The following is a 16,949-nucleotide window of genomic DNA, read 5'->3' on the forward strand; positions in this document are numbered from 1 at the left end:
GCTTGCTCTCCTGTAGTACGACGAGTACGACGACTGGTACGGGGACCAGTACGACGACGGGCCGGGGACGGCCCGCAGGCCCTCCCCGGCCCGAGCCGGTTTGCGATAAACGTCAGCGGACGTGGTCCACGTCGACGAGGTCGACGCGGACGCCTCGGCCGCCGATTGCGCCCACGACGGTGCGCAGAGCGCGAGCGGTGCGGCCGTTGCGACCGATCACCTTGCCGAGGTCGTCGGGGTGCACCCGGACCTCCAGCACGCGTCCGCGACGCAGGTCGCGCGAGGCGACCTGCACATCGTCAGGGTTGTCGACGATGCCCTTCACGAGGTGCTCGAGAGCCTCCTCGAGCATGCTCAGGCCTCGGTCGACTCGGACTCGGCCGCAGCCTCGTCCTTCTTGTCGGCCTTCTTCTTCTGGGTGATGGCCTCACCCTTGCTCGCGTCGTCGCCACCGAGGGCGTCGAACACGGGACGGGCGGCCTTCGGCTCGGCCACGAGCAGCGGAGCCGGGGCCGGCAGGCCCTTGAACTTCTGCCAGTCGCCGGTGAGCTTCAGGATGGCGAGGACGGGCTCGGTCGGCTGCGCGCCGACACCCAGCCAGTACTGCGCGCGGTCCGTGTCGACCTCGATGCGCGAGGGGTTCTGCACCGGGTGGTACAGGCCGATCTCCTCGATGGCCCGGCCATCACGGCGGGTACGGGAGTCGGCGACGACGATGCGGTAGTGAGGCGAACGGATCTTGCCCAGACGCTTCAGCTTGATCTTGACTGCCACGGGAGTGGGTTCTCCTGGTTTTGACGTGGTTGGGCACGGCAGATGGCCGCGTGGGGTTGCGGTACCCGAGTGCCCGATGGACGCGTCAGCCGGAGGCGAGAGGGTTCCTGTGCGGCTGTCGAGTACAGCTAGCCATTGTGCCACACCCTGGCGGTTCGCCCGACCGGGGAGCATGCCCCCGCATGCTCCCGCCCATACGGAAGCGACACCCGGCGCCGGGAGGTGACCGGCGCGGGTGTACGCAACCCGGCCCTGCGGGGTGCGGCTGCCACGAGCGGCCGCACCCTCAGGCCGCGCCCACGACCTCCGGAATGCGGAAGGGCTTGCCGCAGCCCCCGCACACGATCGGCGCCTGGGCCAGCACCGACGGGACGACCCGTACGTTGCGACCGCAGTCGCACACCGCCTTGACTCGGACGCCCCCGCCGGACGAGCCGTGCCGGGCGGCCGGGCCGCGGAAGGTGCGGGAGGTGTCGGCGGAGGTGGCGACGGTGTGCGCCTTCAGCGCGCGCTGGAGACGCTCCATCGTCGGCCGGTAGCGCCGCTTGGCCTCGGGGTTGAGCTGGACCAGCGAGAAACCGCTGCTGGGGTGCGGTTCGTCGGGGTGGTCCAGGCCCAGTTCCTCGGCGATCGCAAGGAATCTGCGGTTGTGGTAGCGGCCGGCACGGGACGTGTCGCGCACGCCGCGCGCGGCGGCGATGCCATGGACTGCCTCATGGAGCAGTCGCTCGAAGGAGAGCTCGTGTCCGCAAGCGGACGACGACTCTCCGATCAGGGACTCGGGCGCGGCCAGATCGGGCAGTTCGGGGTGGTACCGCTGAATGTCGGCCCACGCCTCTGCCAGCTCTGCGGCGAGAACAGGTGGTGTCTGTGTCGTGCTCACGTAATGACAACGAGCCGGAGTGCCCCTGTGTTCCGATTCCGGGGCATCCCAAATAATTTGCACGTACCCGTCAGTTGCCGCTGATGCGTCCTGACGAGGGCGGGTGCGCTGATCTGCGGAGAAGCCACACAGCTCATACCAAGCTGGTGCGTAGTCCTACGTACGACCCGGCGCGTAGACGGTGTCCGCGCGCCGGGGGAGCTGTTGTCCGCCGTTGCGCAAGAGGCCTTTCGGCCGCTCTGCCGCCGGAGGCCGCCGCCTCAGTAGGCGCGCGCGACGACCGCGACGTTACCGGGTGCCCTGTCGGCGTCCGGTACCGACCCGTCCTCGGCGACCAGACACCGTACGGTGACCGCGTGCTCGGCCAGCTCGGCCTCGCCCTCCTCACCCAGTGTCCCCCACGGGATGCGCGCCCAGCCGCCGGCGGTGGCGGCCTCGACGGCCTCCCCGATCGTGGACACCTCGGAGGTGCGGGACTCGCGCCGCTCGCGGGACTGCTTCAGCAGCAGCGCCTGGTCCTCCTCAAGGATGACGGGAAGCAGCTCCACGAGGGAGTCGATCGCCACCGGCGCCTTGCCTCCCGGGATCCGGCGGGCCAGCATCGCGGTGCCGTTCTCCAGGTCACGGGGCCCGATCTCGATCCGTACGGGTACGCCCTTGAGCTCCCAGTCGACGGCCCGGCGCCCGAAGGGCACGTCCGTACGGTCGTCGACACGGACCCGGACGCCCGCCGCCTTGAGCCGGGCCCCGAGCTCGCGGACCTTGGCCAGAACCGCCTCGTCACCCTTGATCGCGAGAACGACGACCTGGATGTGCGCCAGCCGCGGCGGCACCCGGAGTCCGTCGTCGTCGCCGTGCATCATCACCAGGGCGCCGATCATGCGCGTGGTGGAGCCCCAGGAGGTCTGCCAGACCAGTTCCTGCCTGCCCTCCTTGGACAGGTACTGGGTGTTGAAGGCCTTGGCGAAGTTCTGGCCAAGCTCATGGCTGGTCGCCATCTGCAGCGCCTTGCCGTCGCCCATCATCCCTTCGAGGGTGAGGGTGTTGATCGCGCCCGCGAACCGTTCCTTGACCGTCTTGCGTCCCGGTACGACGTCCATCGCGAGGACGTTGACCATGAAGTCCTCGTAGACCTCGCGGTGGATGTGCGCGGCGAAGTCGCGCGCCTCCTCGTAGGTCGCGTGCGCCGTGTGGCCCTCCTGCCACAGGAACTCGCTCGTACGGAGGAAGAGCCGGGGGCGCAGTTCCCAACGGACCACGTTCGCCCACTGGTTGATCAGCAGGGGCAGGTCGCGGTAGCTCTGCACCCACTTCGAGAAGTACTCGTTGATGATCATCTCGGAGGTGGGCCGGACGACCGCGGGCTCCTCCAGTTCCTTGCCGCCGCCGTGGGTGACCACGGCCAGCTCGGGCGCGAAGCCCTCGACGTGGTCGGCCTCGCGGGCGAGATAGGACTGCGGGATCAGCAGCGGGAAGTACGCGTTCTCGGTGCCCGTCTCCTTGATCCGGGCGTCCATCTCGGCCTGCATCCGCTCCCAGATGCCGTACCCGTACGGTCGGATGACCATGGAGCCGCGCACCGGGCCGTTGTCGGCCAGCTCGGCCTTGCTGATCAGATCCTGGTACCAGCGGGGGAAATCGTCCGCCCGGGGAGTGAGTACGGGTGCCTTCGCCATGGCGCGATGGTACGGGCCCACGTTGCCGTCATGTGAATTCTCGCCACTCCCACAGAGAAGCCACAAGCCGGGCCCCACAAACCCTGGACGCCGTAGCGAGTGCGGAGTTTGCTGGCATACGGGGGAAGTGCAAGCGCACATCACGGGGGCCTCGGAAACGGGCACGGCCACAACTCTCGGCGGATTGGGGCGCTTTCGATGACACCTACGCTCGTGCGGCACTACCTGCCTCATGCGGGGCCCGCGCCCCGTGTGGACCTGGGTGCACGCGCGCGTGACTGGTCCGAGATCCAGGAGCGGATGCTGGTACCGCTCTACGAAGCCGTCTACGAGCGACTCGAAGTGGGGCCCGGCACCCGGCTGCTCGGCCTCGGCTGCGGCTCCGGGCTCGCCCTGCTGATGGCGGCCTCCAGAGGCGCGTCGGTGACCGGTGTCGAGCGCTCCTCCCCCGAACGACTGGTCCTCGCCCGGGAGCGGCTGCTGCCGGACCCCTGGTCCCCACGCGCGCGTGCGCACACCCGGCTCGTCTACGGCTCCTCCAGGGGCGCGGCCGACGCGGAGACGCCCGCGTACACCCTGGTGACCGCCTTCGAGCCCATCGGGTGTCTCGCGGGCGACGCGGAGGGACTCGGCGAACTGCTCGCGTCAGCCACGCCCTTGACCGAGCACGGGTCGCCCGTGGTGCTGGCCGGCTGGGGTCCGCCGGAGCGCTGCGCCACGTCGTCCGTACTGCGGGTGGCCGCCAGGATGGCGGATCCGCTGCGCAGCGCGGGCAGTTGGCGGCCGGCTCTGCGCGACGACCTGGAGGAGGTCGCCCAGCGCGCCGGTCTGCGGCCTGACGGCTCCGGGCGGGTGGCGTGCCCCTTCGGGTACGCCGATGTCGACAGTGCCGTACGAGGGCTGCTGTCCACGGGGCTCTTCGACGCGGCGATCACCGCCACGGACCAGGTGCAGGTGGACAAGGAGTTGGCGGAAGCGCTGCATCCGTATCGACGCCAGGACGGCACGGTGTGGATGCCGAACGTCTTCCGGTACGTGATCGCGCGTACGACCTGAGGATGACTACGGCTCTTCCTTGAAGAGGCGTGTGACACCCGCGATGCGGTACGCGTCCGTCTCCTCCAGCGTCTCGTTCTCCAGGAGGGCTTCGGCGAGCGAGTCCAACTGGCCGCGGTGGTCGCGGAGTTTGCGGACGGCCTCGTCGTAGCACTCGTCGACGATGCGGCGCATCTCGTGGTCGATCACGTCCAGGGTCTGCGGTGCCGCCGAGAGGCCGTAGGCCTGCTGGACGTCGCTGGGGAGGGCGGAGAGGCGGCCGACGCGCTCGCTCATGCCCCAGCGGGCGACCATCCCGCGCGCGATGTTGGTGACCTGTTCGAGGTCGTTCTCGGCACCGGTGGTGATCACGCCGTAGACGACCTGTTCCGCGGCCATGCCGCCGAGGGCGCCGATGATCCGTCCGCGCAGGTACTCCTCGGTGTACGCGTACTTGTCGGAGTCCGGCGTGGAGAGCGTCACGCCGAGGGCCCTCCCGCGCGGGACGATGGTGATCTTGCGGACCGGGTCGGCACCGGGCTGGAGCATGCCGAGGAGGGCGTGGCCGCTCTCGTGGTAGGCGGTGCGCCGGCGCTCCTCCTCGGGCATCACCAGCGGGCGTTCGGCGCCCAGTTGGACCTTCTCCAGGGCTTCCGAGAGGTCGGACTGGGTGACCTCGCTCTGCTTGCGCTTGACGGCGAGGAGGGCGGCCTCGTTGGCGAGGTTGGCGAGTTCGGCGCCGGTCATTCCCGGGGTCGTCCGGGCGACCTGGGCGAGGTTGACGTCCTTCGCGAGCGGGATCTCACGGGTGTGGATCTCCAGGATCGCCTCGCGGCCCCCGCGGTCGGGCGGCGAGACCACGACCACCCGGTCGAAGCGGCCGGGGCGGGTCAGCGCCGGGTCCAGTACGTCGGCGCGGTTGGTCGCCGCGATGACGATGACGCCCTCGGAGCCGGAGAAGCCGTCCATCTCGGTGAGGATCTGGTTCAGGGTCTGCTCGCGCTCGTCGTGACCGCCCATGCCGCTGCCGCCGCCGCGGGCCCGGCCGATGGTGTCGATCTCGTCGATGAAGATGATCGAGGGGGCCACCTTGCGGGCCTCCGCGAAGAGTTCACGCACGCGTGAGGCACCGACACCGACGATCATCTCGATGAACTCGGAGGCCGAGGCCGAGTAGAACGGCACCCCCGCCTCTCCTGCGACCGCCCGCGCGAGCAGCGTCTTGCCGGTGCCGGGCGGCCCCGCGAGGAGCACGCCCCGGGGCATCCTGGCGCCCATCTTGCGGTAGGCGTCGGGGTTCTTGAGGAAGTCGACGACGTCGTTGAGCTCGCCCTCGACCTCGTCGATGCCGGCCACGTCCTCGAAGGTCGTGCGCGGCTTGCCCGGCTCCAGCTCGACCGGTTTCGGCGGGGCCTTGCGGCCGAGCATGCCGCCCGCGCCGCCGAGCCCCGAGCTCATCCGCCGCGCGATGAAGAGCCACAGGACGACCAGGAGCAGCATCGGGGCCAGCGAGATCAGCAGATTGGCCAGAAAACTACGGTGTTGTACGACCGGTTCCGCCGTGACCGTGACGTTGTGCTTGGTCAGGTCCTCCCAGAGCCGGTCGTCCGCGAAGGTCGGCCGCTCGGTGTCGAACTTGGTGTACTTGCCGTCGCCGTCCGGGTTCTCCTGCTCCTTCTTGAGCTGGCCCTGGATCGCGTTGCCCTTGGCGTAGATCTTGGTGACGTTGCCCGCGTCGACCTGCTTGCTGAACTCCGTGTAGGAGATCGTCGGCTCGTCGCCCTCGTTGAAGAACGACAGGATCAGGTTGGCGACCAGGTACACGACCAGCGCGGTGAGGATCAGACTCCACCAGCCGCCGCGCATCTTCTTCCCGCCCGGCGACGGCTTCGGGGGCTCGTCGGGGGTGCCCTCGGTACGCCAGGGCTGATCGGGGGACTTGCGCGGCGGCGCAGGGTTGGTCATATCGGGACGTTACGACACGGACCAACCCTTGGCATGTGCAGAGGGTGAACTCAGCCCATGAACTTCTTGAACTCGTCCGGCAGCTCGAAGTCCTTGCCGCCCTGCTCGGGCAGTCCGAACGCGTTGCCGCCCTGGGCCGCGCCGGCCTCGCGGCGCCTGGCCTCTTCCAGCTCCTGCTGCTTGCGCTTCATCGGGTTGCCGGAACGCTGCTTGCCCTTGGCCTGCTTGGGCTGCTTCTTGGTGCGGCCGGGGCCGCCGCCCATGCCCGGCATCCCCGGCATGCCGGGCATTCCACCGCCCTGCGCCATGCGGGACATCATCTTGCGGGCCTCGAAGAACCGCTCGACCAGACCCTTCACGGCGCTGACCTCGACGCCGGAGCCCTTGGCGATACGGGCGCGACGCGAGCCGTTGATGATGGTCGGCTCGGCGCGCTCGGCCGGGGTCATCGACTTGATGATCGCGGCCGTACGGTCGACGTCGCGCTCGTCCAGGTTGTTGATCTGGTCCTTGATCTGGCCCATGCCGGGGAGCATGCCGAGCAGCTTGCTGATGCTGCCCATCTTCCTGACCTGTTCCATCTGGGACAGGAAGTCGTCGAGGGTGAAGTCCTGGCCCTTCTTGGACGCCAGCTTCGAGGCCATCTTCTCGGCCTCTTCTTGGCTGAACGTCTTCTCCGCCTGCTCGATCAGGGTGAGCAGGTCGCCCATGTCGAGGATGCGGGAGGCCATCCGGTCCGGGTGGAAGGCGTCGAAGTCGTCGAGCTTCTCGCCGTTCGACGCGAACATGATCGGCTTGCCGGTGACCGAGGCGATCGACAGGGCCGCACCACCGCGGGCGTCGCCGTCGAGCTTGGAGAGCACCACGCCGTCGAAGCCGACGCCGTCGCGGAAGGACTCGGCGGTGTTGACCGCGTCCTGACCGATCATGGCGTCGACGACGAACAGGATCTCGTCCGGGCTGACCGCGTCGCGGATGTCTGCGGCCTGCTGCATCAGTTCCTGGTCGATGCCGAGGCGGCCGGCGGTGTCCACGATCACGATGTCGTGGACCTTGGACTTGGCGAACTCGATGGAGTCCTTGGCGACCTTGACCGGGTCCCCGACTCCGTTGCCCGGCTCGGGCGCGTAGACCGCGACGCCGGCGCGCTCGGCGACGACGCTCAGCTGGTTCACCGCGTTGGGGCGCTGGAGGTCGGCGGCGACGAGCAGCGGCGAGTGTCCCTGGTCCCCCAGCCACTTGCCGAGCTTGCCCGCGAGGGTCGTCTTACCGGCACCCTGGAGACCCGCGAGCATGATCACGGTCGGCGGGTTCTTGGCGAACCGCAGCCGCCGGGTCTCGCCGCCGAGGATCGTCACGAGTTCCTCGTTGACGATCTTCAGCACCTGCTGGGCCGGGTTCAGCGCCTTGTTGACGTCGGCGCCGAGGGCACGCTCCTTGACGTTCTTGATGAACGTACGGACGACGGGCAGGGCAACGTCGGCTTCGAGGAGGGCGATGCGGATTTCGCGCGCCGTGGCGTCGATGTCCGCTTCGCTCAAGCGCCCCTTGCCGCGCAAGTTCTTGAAGGTCGCTGAAAGGCGATCGGAGAGAGTATCGAACACGGCGGAGTCGGTCCTCGGAGTCGGGGGCAGTGTGGGCGTCTTCCAGGGTATCCGGCCGCGCAAGACAATCGTCCCCGCCTGCTGGGTTCAGCGGGCGAGGACTGACAGAAACCCCGCGCCGGCGGGGAACAATTCCGCGCCGGGTGACGCAGCACGCGTCCACCGCCGGATCACCCCCGCGGCAGCGGGGAGCACACGCTGCCCGAGGCAAGAGCGACCGGGAGGTCACTCCCTCAGCCTCTCCTCCAGCTTCCGGGCCACGGCCAGTGCCTCGTCCCCGGCCAGGGGCGCACCCGTTGCCTGTGTCACATAGAACGCGTCCACGGCGTTGGAACCCAGCGTGCTGACGTGCATGCTCCGCACCCGCATCGCCGCGTCGTCCAGCGCCCGCCCGATCCGGTGCAGCAGCCCAGGCGCGTCATGTGCGCGCACCTCGATGACCGTGGCGTGCCGGGAGGCGGCCGGGGCGACCGTCACGCGGGCCGCCGGTGCCACTACACCCCGGCGGCGCGGGTACGCCGCGTCCCGCTCCGCCAAGCGCCCCGCGATGTCCAGCGACCCGTCCAGGGCCCGTACGAGATCGGCGCGCAGCCGGGCCGCCTGCGGCAGGGAGCCGTACTCGGCGGCGACCCGCCAGTTCAGCAGCAGCACCGAGCCCTCGACACCGTCCGGCAGGTCGAGCGCGCGCAACTCCGCCGTACGGACCGTCAGGCGGTGCATCGCGAGCACGCCCGCCACCGCGGGGAGCACGCCCGGCTGGTCCGGTACGGCGATCAGGAGTTCCACGCCGAGGGGTTCGGGGTCGCCGGCGGGCTCGTCCTCGGACGGGGGTTCGGTCTGGGCGCGCAGCGCGAGGACCGGGCCGCCCGTTGCCACCGCCTCGATCGCGAGGCGTTCCTGTTCCGCCGTGGCCGCGCCCGCCTCGGGCTCCTGGGGGGCGTCGCCGGAGAGGACGGCGGCGACCCGCTTCACCAGCTCGGTGACGAGTGAGGCCCGCCAGGACGACCAGGCGGCCGGTCCGGTGGCCAGCGCGTCCGCCTCGGTCAGGGCGTGCAGCAGCTCCAGGGTGCTCGTCGTACCGACCGCCTCCGCGACCGCGCGGACCGTCGCCGGATCCTCCAGGTCGCGCCGGGTGGCCGTGTCGATGAGCAGCAGGTGATGGCGTACGAGCGTGGCGAGTACGGCGACGTCCGCCCGGTCGAAGCCGATGCGGGCGGCCACGTCCTTGGCGATGATCTCGCCGGCCACGGAGTGGTCGCCGGGCCAGCCCTTGCCGATGTCGTGCAGCAGCGCGGAGACCAGCAGGAGGTCGGGGCGGCTGACGCGGCGGGCGAACTCGGAGGCGCGGACGGCGGTTTCGATGAGGTGCCGGTCGACGGTCCAGATGTGCACGGCGTTGCGCTGCGGACGGCAGCGGACCCGCTCCCAGTCCGGGAGGAGGCGGGTGATCAGGCCTTCGGCCTCCAGCGCCTCCCATACGTCGACGGTGGGCTGGCCGGAGCCGAGCAGCGTCACGAGCTGTTCGCGCGCCTCGGCGGGCCAGGGCGTGGGCAGCGGGCGCGCGGTGGTCGCCATGCGCCGTACGGCGTGCAGGGAGAGCGGAAGTCCGGCCTGCGCGGCGGCAGCGGCGGCGCGGAGCGGGAGGACGGGGTCGCGTTCGGGGCGCGCGGCGCGGGCGAGCACCACCTCGCCTTCCTGCTCCACGACGCCCTCGGCGAGGGGTGAGCGTTCGGCGGCGGGTTTGGCGCCCCCGCCGAGCATGGCGCGCAGCCTCGGTCGCACGGCCCGCGACCGCAGCACGCGCCCCACTTCGCGCCAGGTGACATCACTGGCGTACGACACGACGCGTGCCGCTTCGTAGACCTGGCGCAGCAGGGTGTCCGCGTCGAGGAGGCCGAGCTCGGCGGCGACCTGGTCCTGTTCCTGGAGTGCGAGCCGGTCGGTGGCGCGGCCCGTGGTGAGGTGCAGGGCGTCGCGCACGTCGAGGAGGCGGCGGCGGGCGTCGGCCAGGCCCTCGCGCGGGGCGTCGGCGAGCCAGGAGGCCGCTACGGCGCGCAGCGCGGTGGCGTCGCGGAGGCCGCCGCGGGCCTCCTTGAGGTCGGGTTCGAGGAGGTACTGCAACTCGCCCTGGCGTTCGGCGCGTTCGGCGCAGAGTTCCTGGAGTTCGGGGAGGCGTCTGGGTGCCTGGTTGCGCCAGTCGGCGAGGACGGCCGTGCGCAGTGAGGCGGTCAGGCCGAGGTCGCCGGCGATGTGGCGGGCATCGAGGAGGCCGAGCTGGACCTTGAGGTCCTCGCCGGCTGTCTTGCGGGCCTCGGCGGGGGTGCGCACGGAGTGGTCGAGGGCGAGGCCCAGGTCCCAGACCGGGTACCAGATGCGGTCCGCGAGCGCGGCGACGGCTCCGGAGTCGCCGCCGTCGTGCAGGAGGAGCAGGTCGAGGTCGCTGCGCGGGGAGAGTTCACCGCGGCCGTAGCCGCCGACGGCGACCAGGGAGACGCCCTTGAGTGCTTCGTTGCCGGCGGTGAAGAGGCCGGTCAGCCAGTCGTCGGTCAGTTCGGCGAGGGCGGCACGGCGCGGCGGCCCGGACCGCGCCCCCTCAGTGAGGAGGCGCAGCCGGGCCGCCGCGTAGCCGCTGGGTCCGGAGTCCTCTGCATCCTTGCGCACGTCCGTACTCGTCACCCAGCGACTCCTGTTCTGTTTCTTTTTAGAGCGCGTCCGGTCCGCGCTCGCCGGTCCTGACCCGGACGGCCGTGTCGACCGGGAGGGACCAGACCTTGCCGTCACCGATCTTGCCGGTGCGGGCGGCCTTGACGATGACGTCGATCAGCTGCTCGGCGTCGTCGTCCTCGGCCAGCACCTCGATGCGGATCTTGGGGACCAGGTCGACCGTGTACTCGGCACCCCGGTAGACCTCGGTGTGTCCCCGCTGACGACCGTAGCCGCTCGCCTCGGTGACCGTCAGACCGTGGACCCCGAAGGCCTGGAGGGCTTCCTTGATCTCGTCGAGCCGGTGGGGCTTCACGACGGCGGTGATGAGCTTCATGCGTCCACCTTCTTCGTCTCCGTGGCAGCGGTGAGGGTGCCGCCGCTGAGGCCGCCGCCGGCGCCGCTGAAGTCGTATGCGGTCTCGGCGTGCTCGGCCTGGTCGATGCCGGAGACCTCTTCGTCCTCGGTGACCCGCATACCGATGGTCTTGTCGAGGAGGAAGGCGAGGACCGCGGAGACGGTCAGGGAGTAGAAGAGGACCGCGAAGACACCGGCGCACTGGATCCAGAACTGGTGCATGCCTCCGCCGTAGAAGAGGCCCTTGACCGCGGACTGGCCCTTGCCGCTGGCGAAGAGGCCGATCAGCAGGGAGCCGAGGATACCGCCGACCATGTGGACGCCGACGACGTCGAGGGAGTCGTCGAAGCCGAACTTGTACTTGAGGCCGACGGCGGCGGCACAGCCGACACCGGCGATGGCGCCGACGGCGATCGCGCCCATCGGGGAGACCGCACCACCGGACGGGGTGATGGCGACCAGACCGGCGACGGCACCGGAGGCGGCGCCGAGCGTGGTGAACGCGCCGTGGCGGATCTTCTCGTAGGCGAGCCAGGCGAGCATGGCGGCGGCAGTGGCGACCTGGGTGTTGACGAACATCAGCGCGCCGACGCCGTCGTCGTTGCCGAGCCACGAACCGGCGTTGAAGCCGAACCAGCCGAACCACAGGAGACCGGCGCCGAGCATGACCAGCGGGAGGCTGTGCGGACGCATGGGGTCACGCTTGAAGCCGACGCGCTTGCCGATGACGAGGATGACACCGAGAGCGCCGGCACCGGCGTTGATGTGGACCGCGGTACCACCGGCGAAGTCGATCACACCGAGCTTGTAGGCCCAGCCGTCGGCGCCCCACACCCAGTGGGCGACGGGGACGTAGACGACGGTCAGCCACAGGGCGACGAAGAGCGACCAGGCCGAGAACTTCACGCGGTCGGCGATGGCACCGCTTATCAGGGCCGGCGTGATGACCGCGAACATCATCTGGAAGACCATGAAGACGAAGATCGGGATGGTGTAGCCGGGCCAGAGGTCCGTCAGGCCGACCTTGCTCATGCCCAGCCAGTCGGAGTCGTAGCCGATGAAGCCGTTACTCGAACCGAAGGCGAGCGAGAAGCCGTAGAGAACCCACAGGATGGTGACGATCCCGATGCTGATGAAGCTCATCATCAGCATGTTCAGGGTGCTCTTGACGCGGACCATGCCTCCGTAGAAGAAGGCGAGTCCCGGTGTCATGAGCAACACCAGTGCGGAACTGATGAGCATGAAGCCTGTGTTCGCGGAGGACAGTTTGGGTGCCTCCGCGGCAAGCGTGATGGCGGCTGATGCCATCGGCGTCTCCTCGTCGGTTGTACGGCCCCGTGCGGGCGAAGCCTGGATGCGGTCCGGTCAAGGCGGGGGGTCCGGTTATGCGCCATGAGATTGGCGCAGCGCGGTTTCGGTCGAAGCCCCACGTTGTTTCGCCGGAGTGACGAAGGCGCCGTGTGTGTTACGCGTCGATGAACTGCCGGATCTCCGGCCGGGCGATCGTTATCGTCGCGCAACCTTCCCCGACGGCGTGAAACCGGCCGCGGCCGGAGTTCCGGCGGCCCGGCGCGCGGGCGCCGGGGCATGGGGTCCGGGCCCTTTCGGCGCTCTCCCGCGGCCCGGTCGGAAGGCTGCCGGCGAGGTCGGCGATTCCGGGCGGACCACCCGCACCGCGCACCACCGCGCGGACGGTCTTTCGAATACGAGTCCCAAGGGGCCGGACGGTCCTTTGACCACCCGGCCCTCACCTGCCGCACCGACGCCTCCCGGTAGGCGGCCGTGCATGAAACCGGCCGCGGTCGGCCTTCCGATGACCTGGCATGGGGGAGCCGAGTCGGGCGGTTCGGGAAGGCCGGCCGCGGCCGGGGTCCTGGGTGCTCAGACCGCCTCGGCGGTCTCCGGGAGCTCGATGGCGAGACGGTCGGTGAGGTCGATGACTTCGGCCAGTTCCCCGAAATCGCGGACCGCCGTGTCGACGGTCTTTCGGATACGAGTGTTGACGCGCTCGGAGCGCACCTTCTTCGCGACGGTCATCGCCTCGGCCGCGAGCACCGTGCCCTGCTCCGGTTCCCGCTGCAGAAGGTGCACGGTGGCCATGCCGATGAGATTGAGCGCGTACGAGCGCTTGTGGTCGTCGTCCTTGGCGAAGAGGTCCACCGCCCGCTGCATGACGGGCTCGGCCAGCGAGGCGTAGGCGGGGCTGCGGCCGGCGACGTAGGCGAGGTCGCGATAGGAGTGCGAGTTCTCTCCGTACAGCTCGGCCTCGGAGAAGAAGCGGATCCAGTCCGGGTCCGGGTCGTCCCAGTCGTGTACGTCGGCGAAGGTGTCCTCGGCCATCCGGACGGCCCGCTTGCACTTTCCGGGCTGCCCCATGTTGGCGTAGGCGCGGGCCTCCATCGCATACAGCATCGACTGGGTCCGCGGGCTCGCGCAGTCCCGGCTGCCGTACTGCGCGAGGTGGATCAGCTCCAGCGCGTCGTCGGGCCGGCCGAGGTGGATCATCTGGCGGCTCATGCTGGACAGCACGTACGACCCGAGCGGCTTGTCGCCCGCCTCCTTCGCCGCGTGCAGGGCGAGGACGAAGTACTTCTGCGCGGTGGGCTGCAGGCCCACGTCGTACGACATCCACCCGGCCAGCTCGGCGAGTTCGGCGGCGACCTTGAACAACTTGCGGTTGGTGGCCTCGGGTTGGGGCTCCTGGAGGAGGTCGGTCACCTCGTGCAGCTGCCCCACGACCGCCTTGCGGCGCAGGCCGCCGCCGCACTGGGCGTCCCACTTGCGGAACATCGCCGTGGTGGACTCCAGCAGCTCCAGCTCCGGCTGGGAGAGCCGTCCCACGTGCCGGGAGGGACCCGTCGGCTCGAGCTCCGGCGGGAGGGCCGAGGGGCCGGGGACCAGCCAGCGCTGCATGGGCTCGATGAGGGACGGCCCCGCGGACAGGACCAGCGAGGTTCCGAGGAAGCCGCGCCGCGCCAGCATGAGGTCGCTGCGCGAGAACTCGCTGAGCAGGGCCACCGTCTGCGGGGCCGTCCAGGGCAGGTCGACGCCGGACACGGAGGGTGCCTGGCGGGCGGCGCGCAGGCCCAGGTCCTCGACCGAGACGACACAGCCGAAGCGCTCGGAGAACAGCTCCGAGAGGATCCTCGGGATCGGCTCGCGGGGGTTCTCGCCGTCCAGCCAGCGGCGCACGCGGGAGGTGTCCGTGGAGATGTGGTTGGCCCCCAACTGCCGGGCCCTCCGGTTGACTTGACGCGCGAACTCACCCTTGGACCAGCCGCTGCGCACGAACCACGAGCCGAGCAGCTCATTGGGGCGCTTGTCCGTACTGGCCGCGGTCGTCCCGCTTCCGCCGTTGCCGCCCACTGGAACGCCCCCATCCCTGGAACCACTTGTCGCCGCTGTGCGCCAAGCCCTATCAGAATGCCGGTAAATACGGCTTCCCGTCCCGCACTTGTCACCCTTCGAACGAGATGACGAGTTGCCTCCGGCATACCCACGAGTGCATGTGCCCCGAGGGCTTGTGCACACAAAGTAATCCTACGATCACCCGTCCAGCCACGGCGATCCCGGAAACGCCACCATTCGCCACCCCTTCGAATGAACCTACGGTTGCCCGCGCACGATTCACTTGACATAGGACGGCCGGAGGTGGGCGTAGCGGTGCATGCAGGGGCGCGTGCCGCTCAGCACACCACCCGGGATGCTCCTGGGCGCCGCCTGGACCCAGCCGCACCGGGTAGGCGTGGACGCAGAGTGACGATCCGCATCCGTCTCGTAACCACCGGTGCGTTGGACCCGTTGGAGGGGGCATGGGCTTCACGATCGGCAGCAGCCGGGGTATCCGCGACATCCGGTCCGGCACGCGCCGCCGCGGCCGCACCTCGGAGTGCACGGCCGTGGCCGAGTTCACCGGGCTGTGGGGCTGGGACGTGGTCGCGGGCGCGCGGGCCGCGGGCGGCGCGTGCTCCTGCGGCGACACCAAGTGCACCGCGCCGGGCGCGCATCCGCTGGCCTTCGCGCCCGAGGTGCGGGCCGGCGCGACCCTCGACGAAGTCACCGAGGCCTGGGCCGAGTTGCCGGGCGCGTCGGTGATGCTGCCGGTGGGCCGAGCATTCGACGTCATCGAGGTGGCCGAGCCCGCAGGCCGACGCGCGCTCGCCCGCCTGGAGCGGATGGGCCTCCCGCTCGGTCCGGTCGCGGCAACCCCCGATCACCGCGCCCACTTCTTCGTCGCCCCCGGTGCGGCCGCCGAACTCCCCTCCCTGCTCTACCGCATGGGCTGGGACGACCCCACCTCACTCGACCTGCGCGGCCTGGGCCCCGGCACCCACATCACCGCACCGCCCTCCGACCGGGGCGGCCTGGGCCCGGTCCGCTGGCTCCGCTCCCCCGCACTGGACTCGGCGACGAGGCCACCGGCGGCCCGCCTGCTCCTGGGCACGCTGGCGTACGTGGCACACAGGTCGCGGGCGTAGCCGCAGAACGACGAAGTGCCCGCCCCCAAGGATGAGATGGGGCCGGGCACTTTTTGGGAGGGGCCGACTACAGCGCGCTCCATAGGGGGGCGGGGAACTGCGCGACCAGCCCCCACCGGCCGGCGGCCAAACAACCGCCCAACCAGCGGAGCGTGGGGCATCAGTCCCCGATAAGGGCATCAACAAACGCCTCCGGCTCAAAGGGCGCCAGATCGTCCGCACCCTCACCGAGCCCGATCAGCTTCACCGGCACCCCCAGCTCCCGCTGCACGGCAACCACGATGCCCCCCTTCGCCGTACCGTCCAGCTTGGTCAGCACGATCCCGGTGATGTCCACGACCTCGGCGAAGACCCGCGCCTGCACCAGCCCGTTCTGCCCGGTGGTCGCGTCCAGCACGAGCAGCACCTCGTCGAGCGGCGCGTGCTTCTCGACGACCCGCTTCACCTTGCCGAGCTCGTCCATGAGCCCGGTCTTCGTGTGCAGCCGCCCGGCCGTGTCGATGAGGACCACGTCGACCCCCATCTCCTTGCCCTCCTTCACCGCGTCGAACGCGACGGAGGCGGGGTCCCCGGCCTCGGGCCCGCGCACGGTGTGCGCCCCGACCCGCTCACCCCAGGTCTGGAGCTGATCCGCGGCGGCGGCCCGGAAGGTGTCGGCGGCGCCGAGCACGACGGTCCGTCCGTCGGCCACGAGCACGCGGGCGAGCTTGCCGGTGGTGGTGGTCTTGCCGGTGCCGTTGACCCCGACGACCATCACAATGCCGGGCTTGCGGCCCTCGGGCTCGGTCTTGACGGCCCGGTCGACATCCGTGCCGACCAGCTTGAGCAGTTCCTCGCGCAGCAGGCTGCGCAACTCCTGCGGGGTCCGGGTGCCGAGCACCTTCACCCGCTCACGGAGCGCGTCGACCAGTTCCTGGGTGGGCGCGACGCCGACGTCGGCGGTGAGGAGGGTGTCCTCGATCTCCTCCCAGGTGTCCTCGTCGAGGTGCTCGCGGGACAGGAGCGTGAGCAGCCCCTGGCCGAGCGCGTTCTGCGAGCGGGAGAGCCGGGCGCGCAGCCGGACGAGGCGTCCGGCGGTCGGCTCGGGGACCTCCAGTACGGGGGGTTCCTCGACGGCGACCGGGGCCGAGCCGTCCGGAAGATCGACCTCCTCTATGGTCCGGCGCGCTTCGTCGCGCGGCGTCTCGGCCTCGTCGCCGATGTGCGGCTCGGCCGGCGGGGCGGTGATGTCGGGCACGGAGGTGGGCGGCGGGGGCAGCGGCTTCTTGCGCCGGCTGCCGACGACGAGCCCGCCGAGCGCACCGAGCACGACCACGGCGATGACTACAGCAAGGATGACGGTTTCCATAACCCACCCAGTATCAGCCATGGGCCTCGCCGGGGCCCAGCGCGGGCGCGCGGCCGGGTCGCCGCCGTCGCCGTCCGGCCCCGAACCGCCGCGGTCATGCCCATGGCCATCTGACATACCGTCAGC

General features: G+C 70.4%; 13 protein-coding genes. 2 read left to right on the forward strand and 11 right to left on the reverse strand.

Going from position 1 to position 16,949, the window contains the following annotated elements:
- Window positions 1-112 precede the first annotated feature (112 nt).
- From AB0I51_RS10415 to proS, 4 genes are all read right to left on the reverse strand, one after another.
- Window positions 113-352: an RNA-binding protein gene (locus tag AB0I51_RS10415; protein ID WP_005479813.1), complete on the reverse strand. Its 240-nt coding sequence runs from the start codon at window positions 350-352 to the stop codon at window positions 113-115.
- Between the two features lie 2 nt (window positions 353-354).
- The gene (gene rpsP, locus AB0I51_RS10420) at window positions 355-774 is read right to left on the reverse strand and encodes a 30S ribosomal protein S16 (RefSeq protein ID WP_362973389.1); all 420 of its coding nucleotides are present in this window, start codon (window positions 772-774) and stop codon (window positions 355-357) included.
- A 286-nt stretch (window positions 775-1,060) separates the two neighbouring features.
- The gene (locus AB0I51_RS10425) at window positions 1,061-1,657 is read right to left on the reverse strand and encodes a hypothetical protein (RefSeq protein ID WP_019068763.1); all 597 of its coding nucleotides are present in this window, start codon (window positions 1,655-1,657) and stop codon (window positions 1,061-1,063) included.
- Window positions 1,658-1,917: 260 nt separating this feature from the next.
- Complete coding sequence (proS, locus tag AB0I51_RS10430) at window positions 1,918-3,333, reverse strand: proline--tRNA ligase (RefSeq protein WP_362973392.1); 1,416 nt, start codon at window positions 3,331-3,333, stop codon at window positions 1,918-1,920.
- A 198-nt stretch (window positions 3,334-3,531) separates the two neighbouring features.
- Between proS and AB0I51_RS10435 the strand changes: the two genes are divergently transcribed.
- The gene (locus AB0I51_RS10435; protein ID WP_362973394.1) at window positions 3,532-4,389 is read left to right on the forward strand and encodes an SAM-dependent methyltransferase; all 858 of its coding nucleotides are present in this window, start codon (window positions 3,532-3,534) and stop codon (window positions 4,387-4,389) included.
- Between the two features lie 6 nt (window positions 4,390-4,395).
- Here AB0I51_RS10435 and ftsH read toward each other — a convergent pair whose 3' ends face one another.
- From ftsH to AB0I51_RS10465, 6 genes are all read right to left on the reverse strand, one after another.
- Window positions 4,396-6,333, reverse strand: a complete 1,938-nt coding sequence (gene ftsH / locus AB0I51_RS10440) for an ATP-dependent zinc metalloprotease FtsH (RefSeq protein ID WP_362973396.1) — start codon at window positions 6,331-6,333, stop codon at window positions 4,396-4,398.
- 50 nt (window positions 6,334-6,383) lie between these two features.
- Window positions 6,384-7,937, reverse strand: coding sequence for a signal recognition particle protein (ffh, locus tag AB0I51_RS10445; RefSeq protein ID WP_362973398.1), 1,554 nt, complete (start codon window positions 7,935-7,937; stop codon window positions 6,384-6,386).
- 225 nt (window positions 7,938-8,162) lie between these two features.
- Window positions 8,163-10,613 (reverse strand): [protein-PII] uridylyltransferase, encoded by a 2,451-nt coding sequence (locus AB0I51_RS10450; RefSeq protein ID WP_362973400.1) that lies wholly within the window; start codon window positions 10,611-10,613, stop codon window positions 8,163-8,165.
- 25 nt (window positions 10,614-10,638) lie between these two features.
- Window positions 10,639-10,977, reverse strand: a complete 339-nt coding sequence (locus AB0I51_RS10455) for a P-II family nitrogen regulator (RefSeq protein WP_055725071.1) — start codon at window positions 10,975-10,977, stop codon at window positions 10,639-10,641.
- On the reverse strand, window positions 10,974-12,305 hold the full coding sequence (locus tag AB0I51_RS10460; RefSeq protein ID WP_362973402.1) for an ammonium transporter: 1,332 nt from the start codon (window positions 12,303-12,305) through the stop codon (window positions 10,974-10,976). The genes AB0I51_RS10455 and AB0I51_RS10460 overlap by 4 nt, the downstream gene beginning before the upstream one ends.
- Before the next feature lie 573 nt (window positions 12,306-12,878).
- A complete protein-coding gene (locus AB0I51_RS10465) occupies window positions 12,879-14,363 on the reverse strand; it encodes a hypothetical protein (RefSeq protein ID WP_362973404.1) in 1,485 nt (494 codons plus the stop codon).
- A 446-nt stretch (window positions 14,364-14,809) separates the two neighbouring features.
- Between AB0I51_RS10465 and AB0I51_RS10470 the strand changes: the two genes are divergently transcribed.
- Window positions 14,810-15,475, forward strand: a complete 666-nt coding sequence (locus AB0I51_RS10470; RefSeq protein WP_362973406.1) for a bifunctional DNA primase/polymerase — start codon at window positions 14,810-14,812, stop codon at window positions 15,473-15,475.
- 160 nt (window positions 15,476-15,635) lie between these two features.
- Here the strand turns inward: AB0I51_RS10470 and ftsY are convergent, their stop codons facing one another.
- Window positions 15,636-16,823, reverse strand: a complete 1,188-nt coding sequence (gene ftsY, locus AB0I51_RS10475) for a signal recognition particle-docking protein FtsY (RefSeq protein WP_362973408.1) — start codon at window positions 16,821-16,823, stop codon at window positions 15,636-15,638.
- Between the last annotated feature and the right edge of the window lie 126 nt (window positions 16,824-16,949).

Source organism: Streptomyces sp. NPDC050549 (assembly GCF_040655035.1).
In the GTDB taxonomy this organism is placed as follows: Bacteria; Actinomycetota; Actinomycetes; order Streptomycetales; family Streptomycetaceae; genus Streptomyces.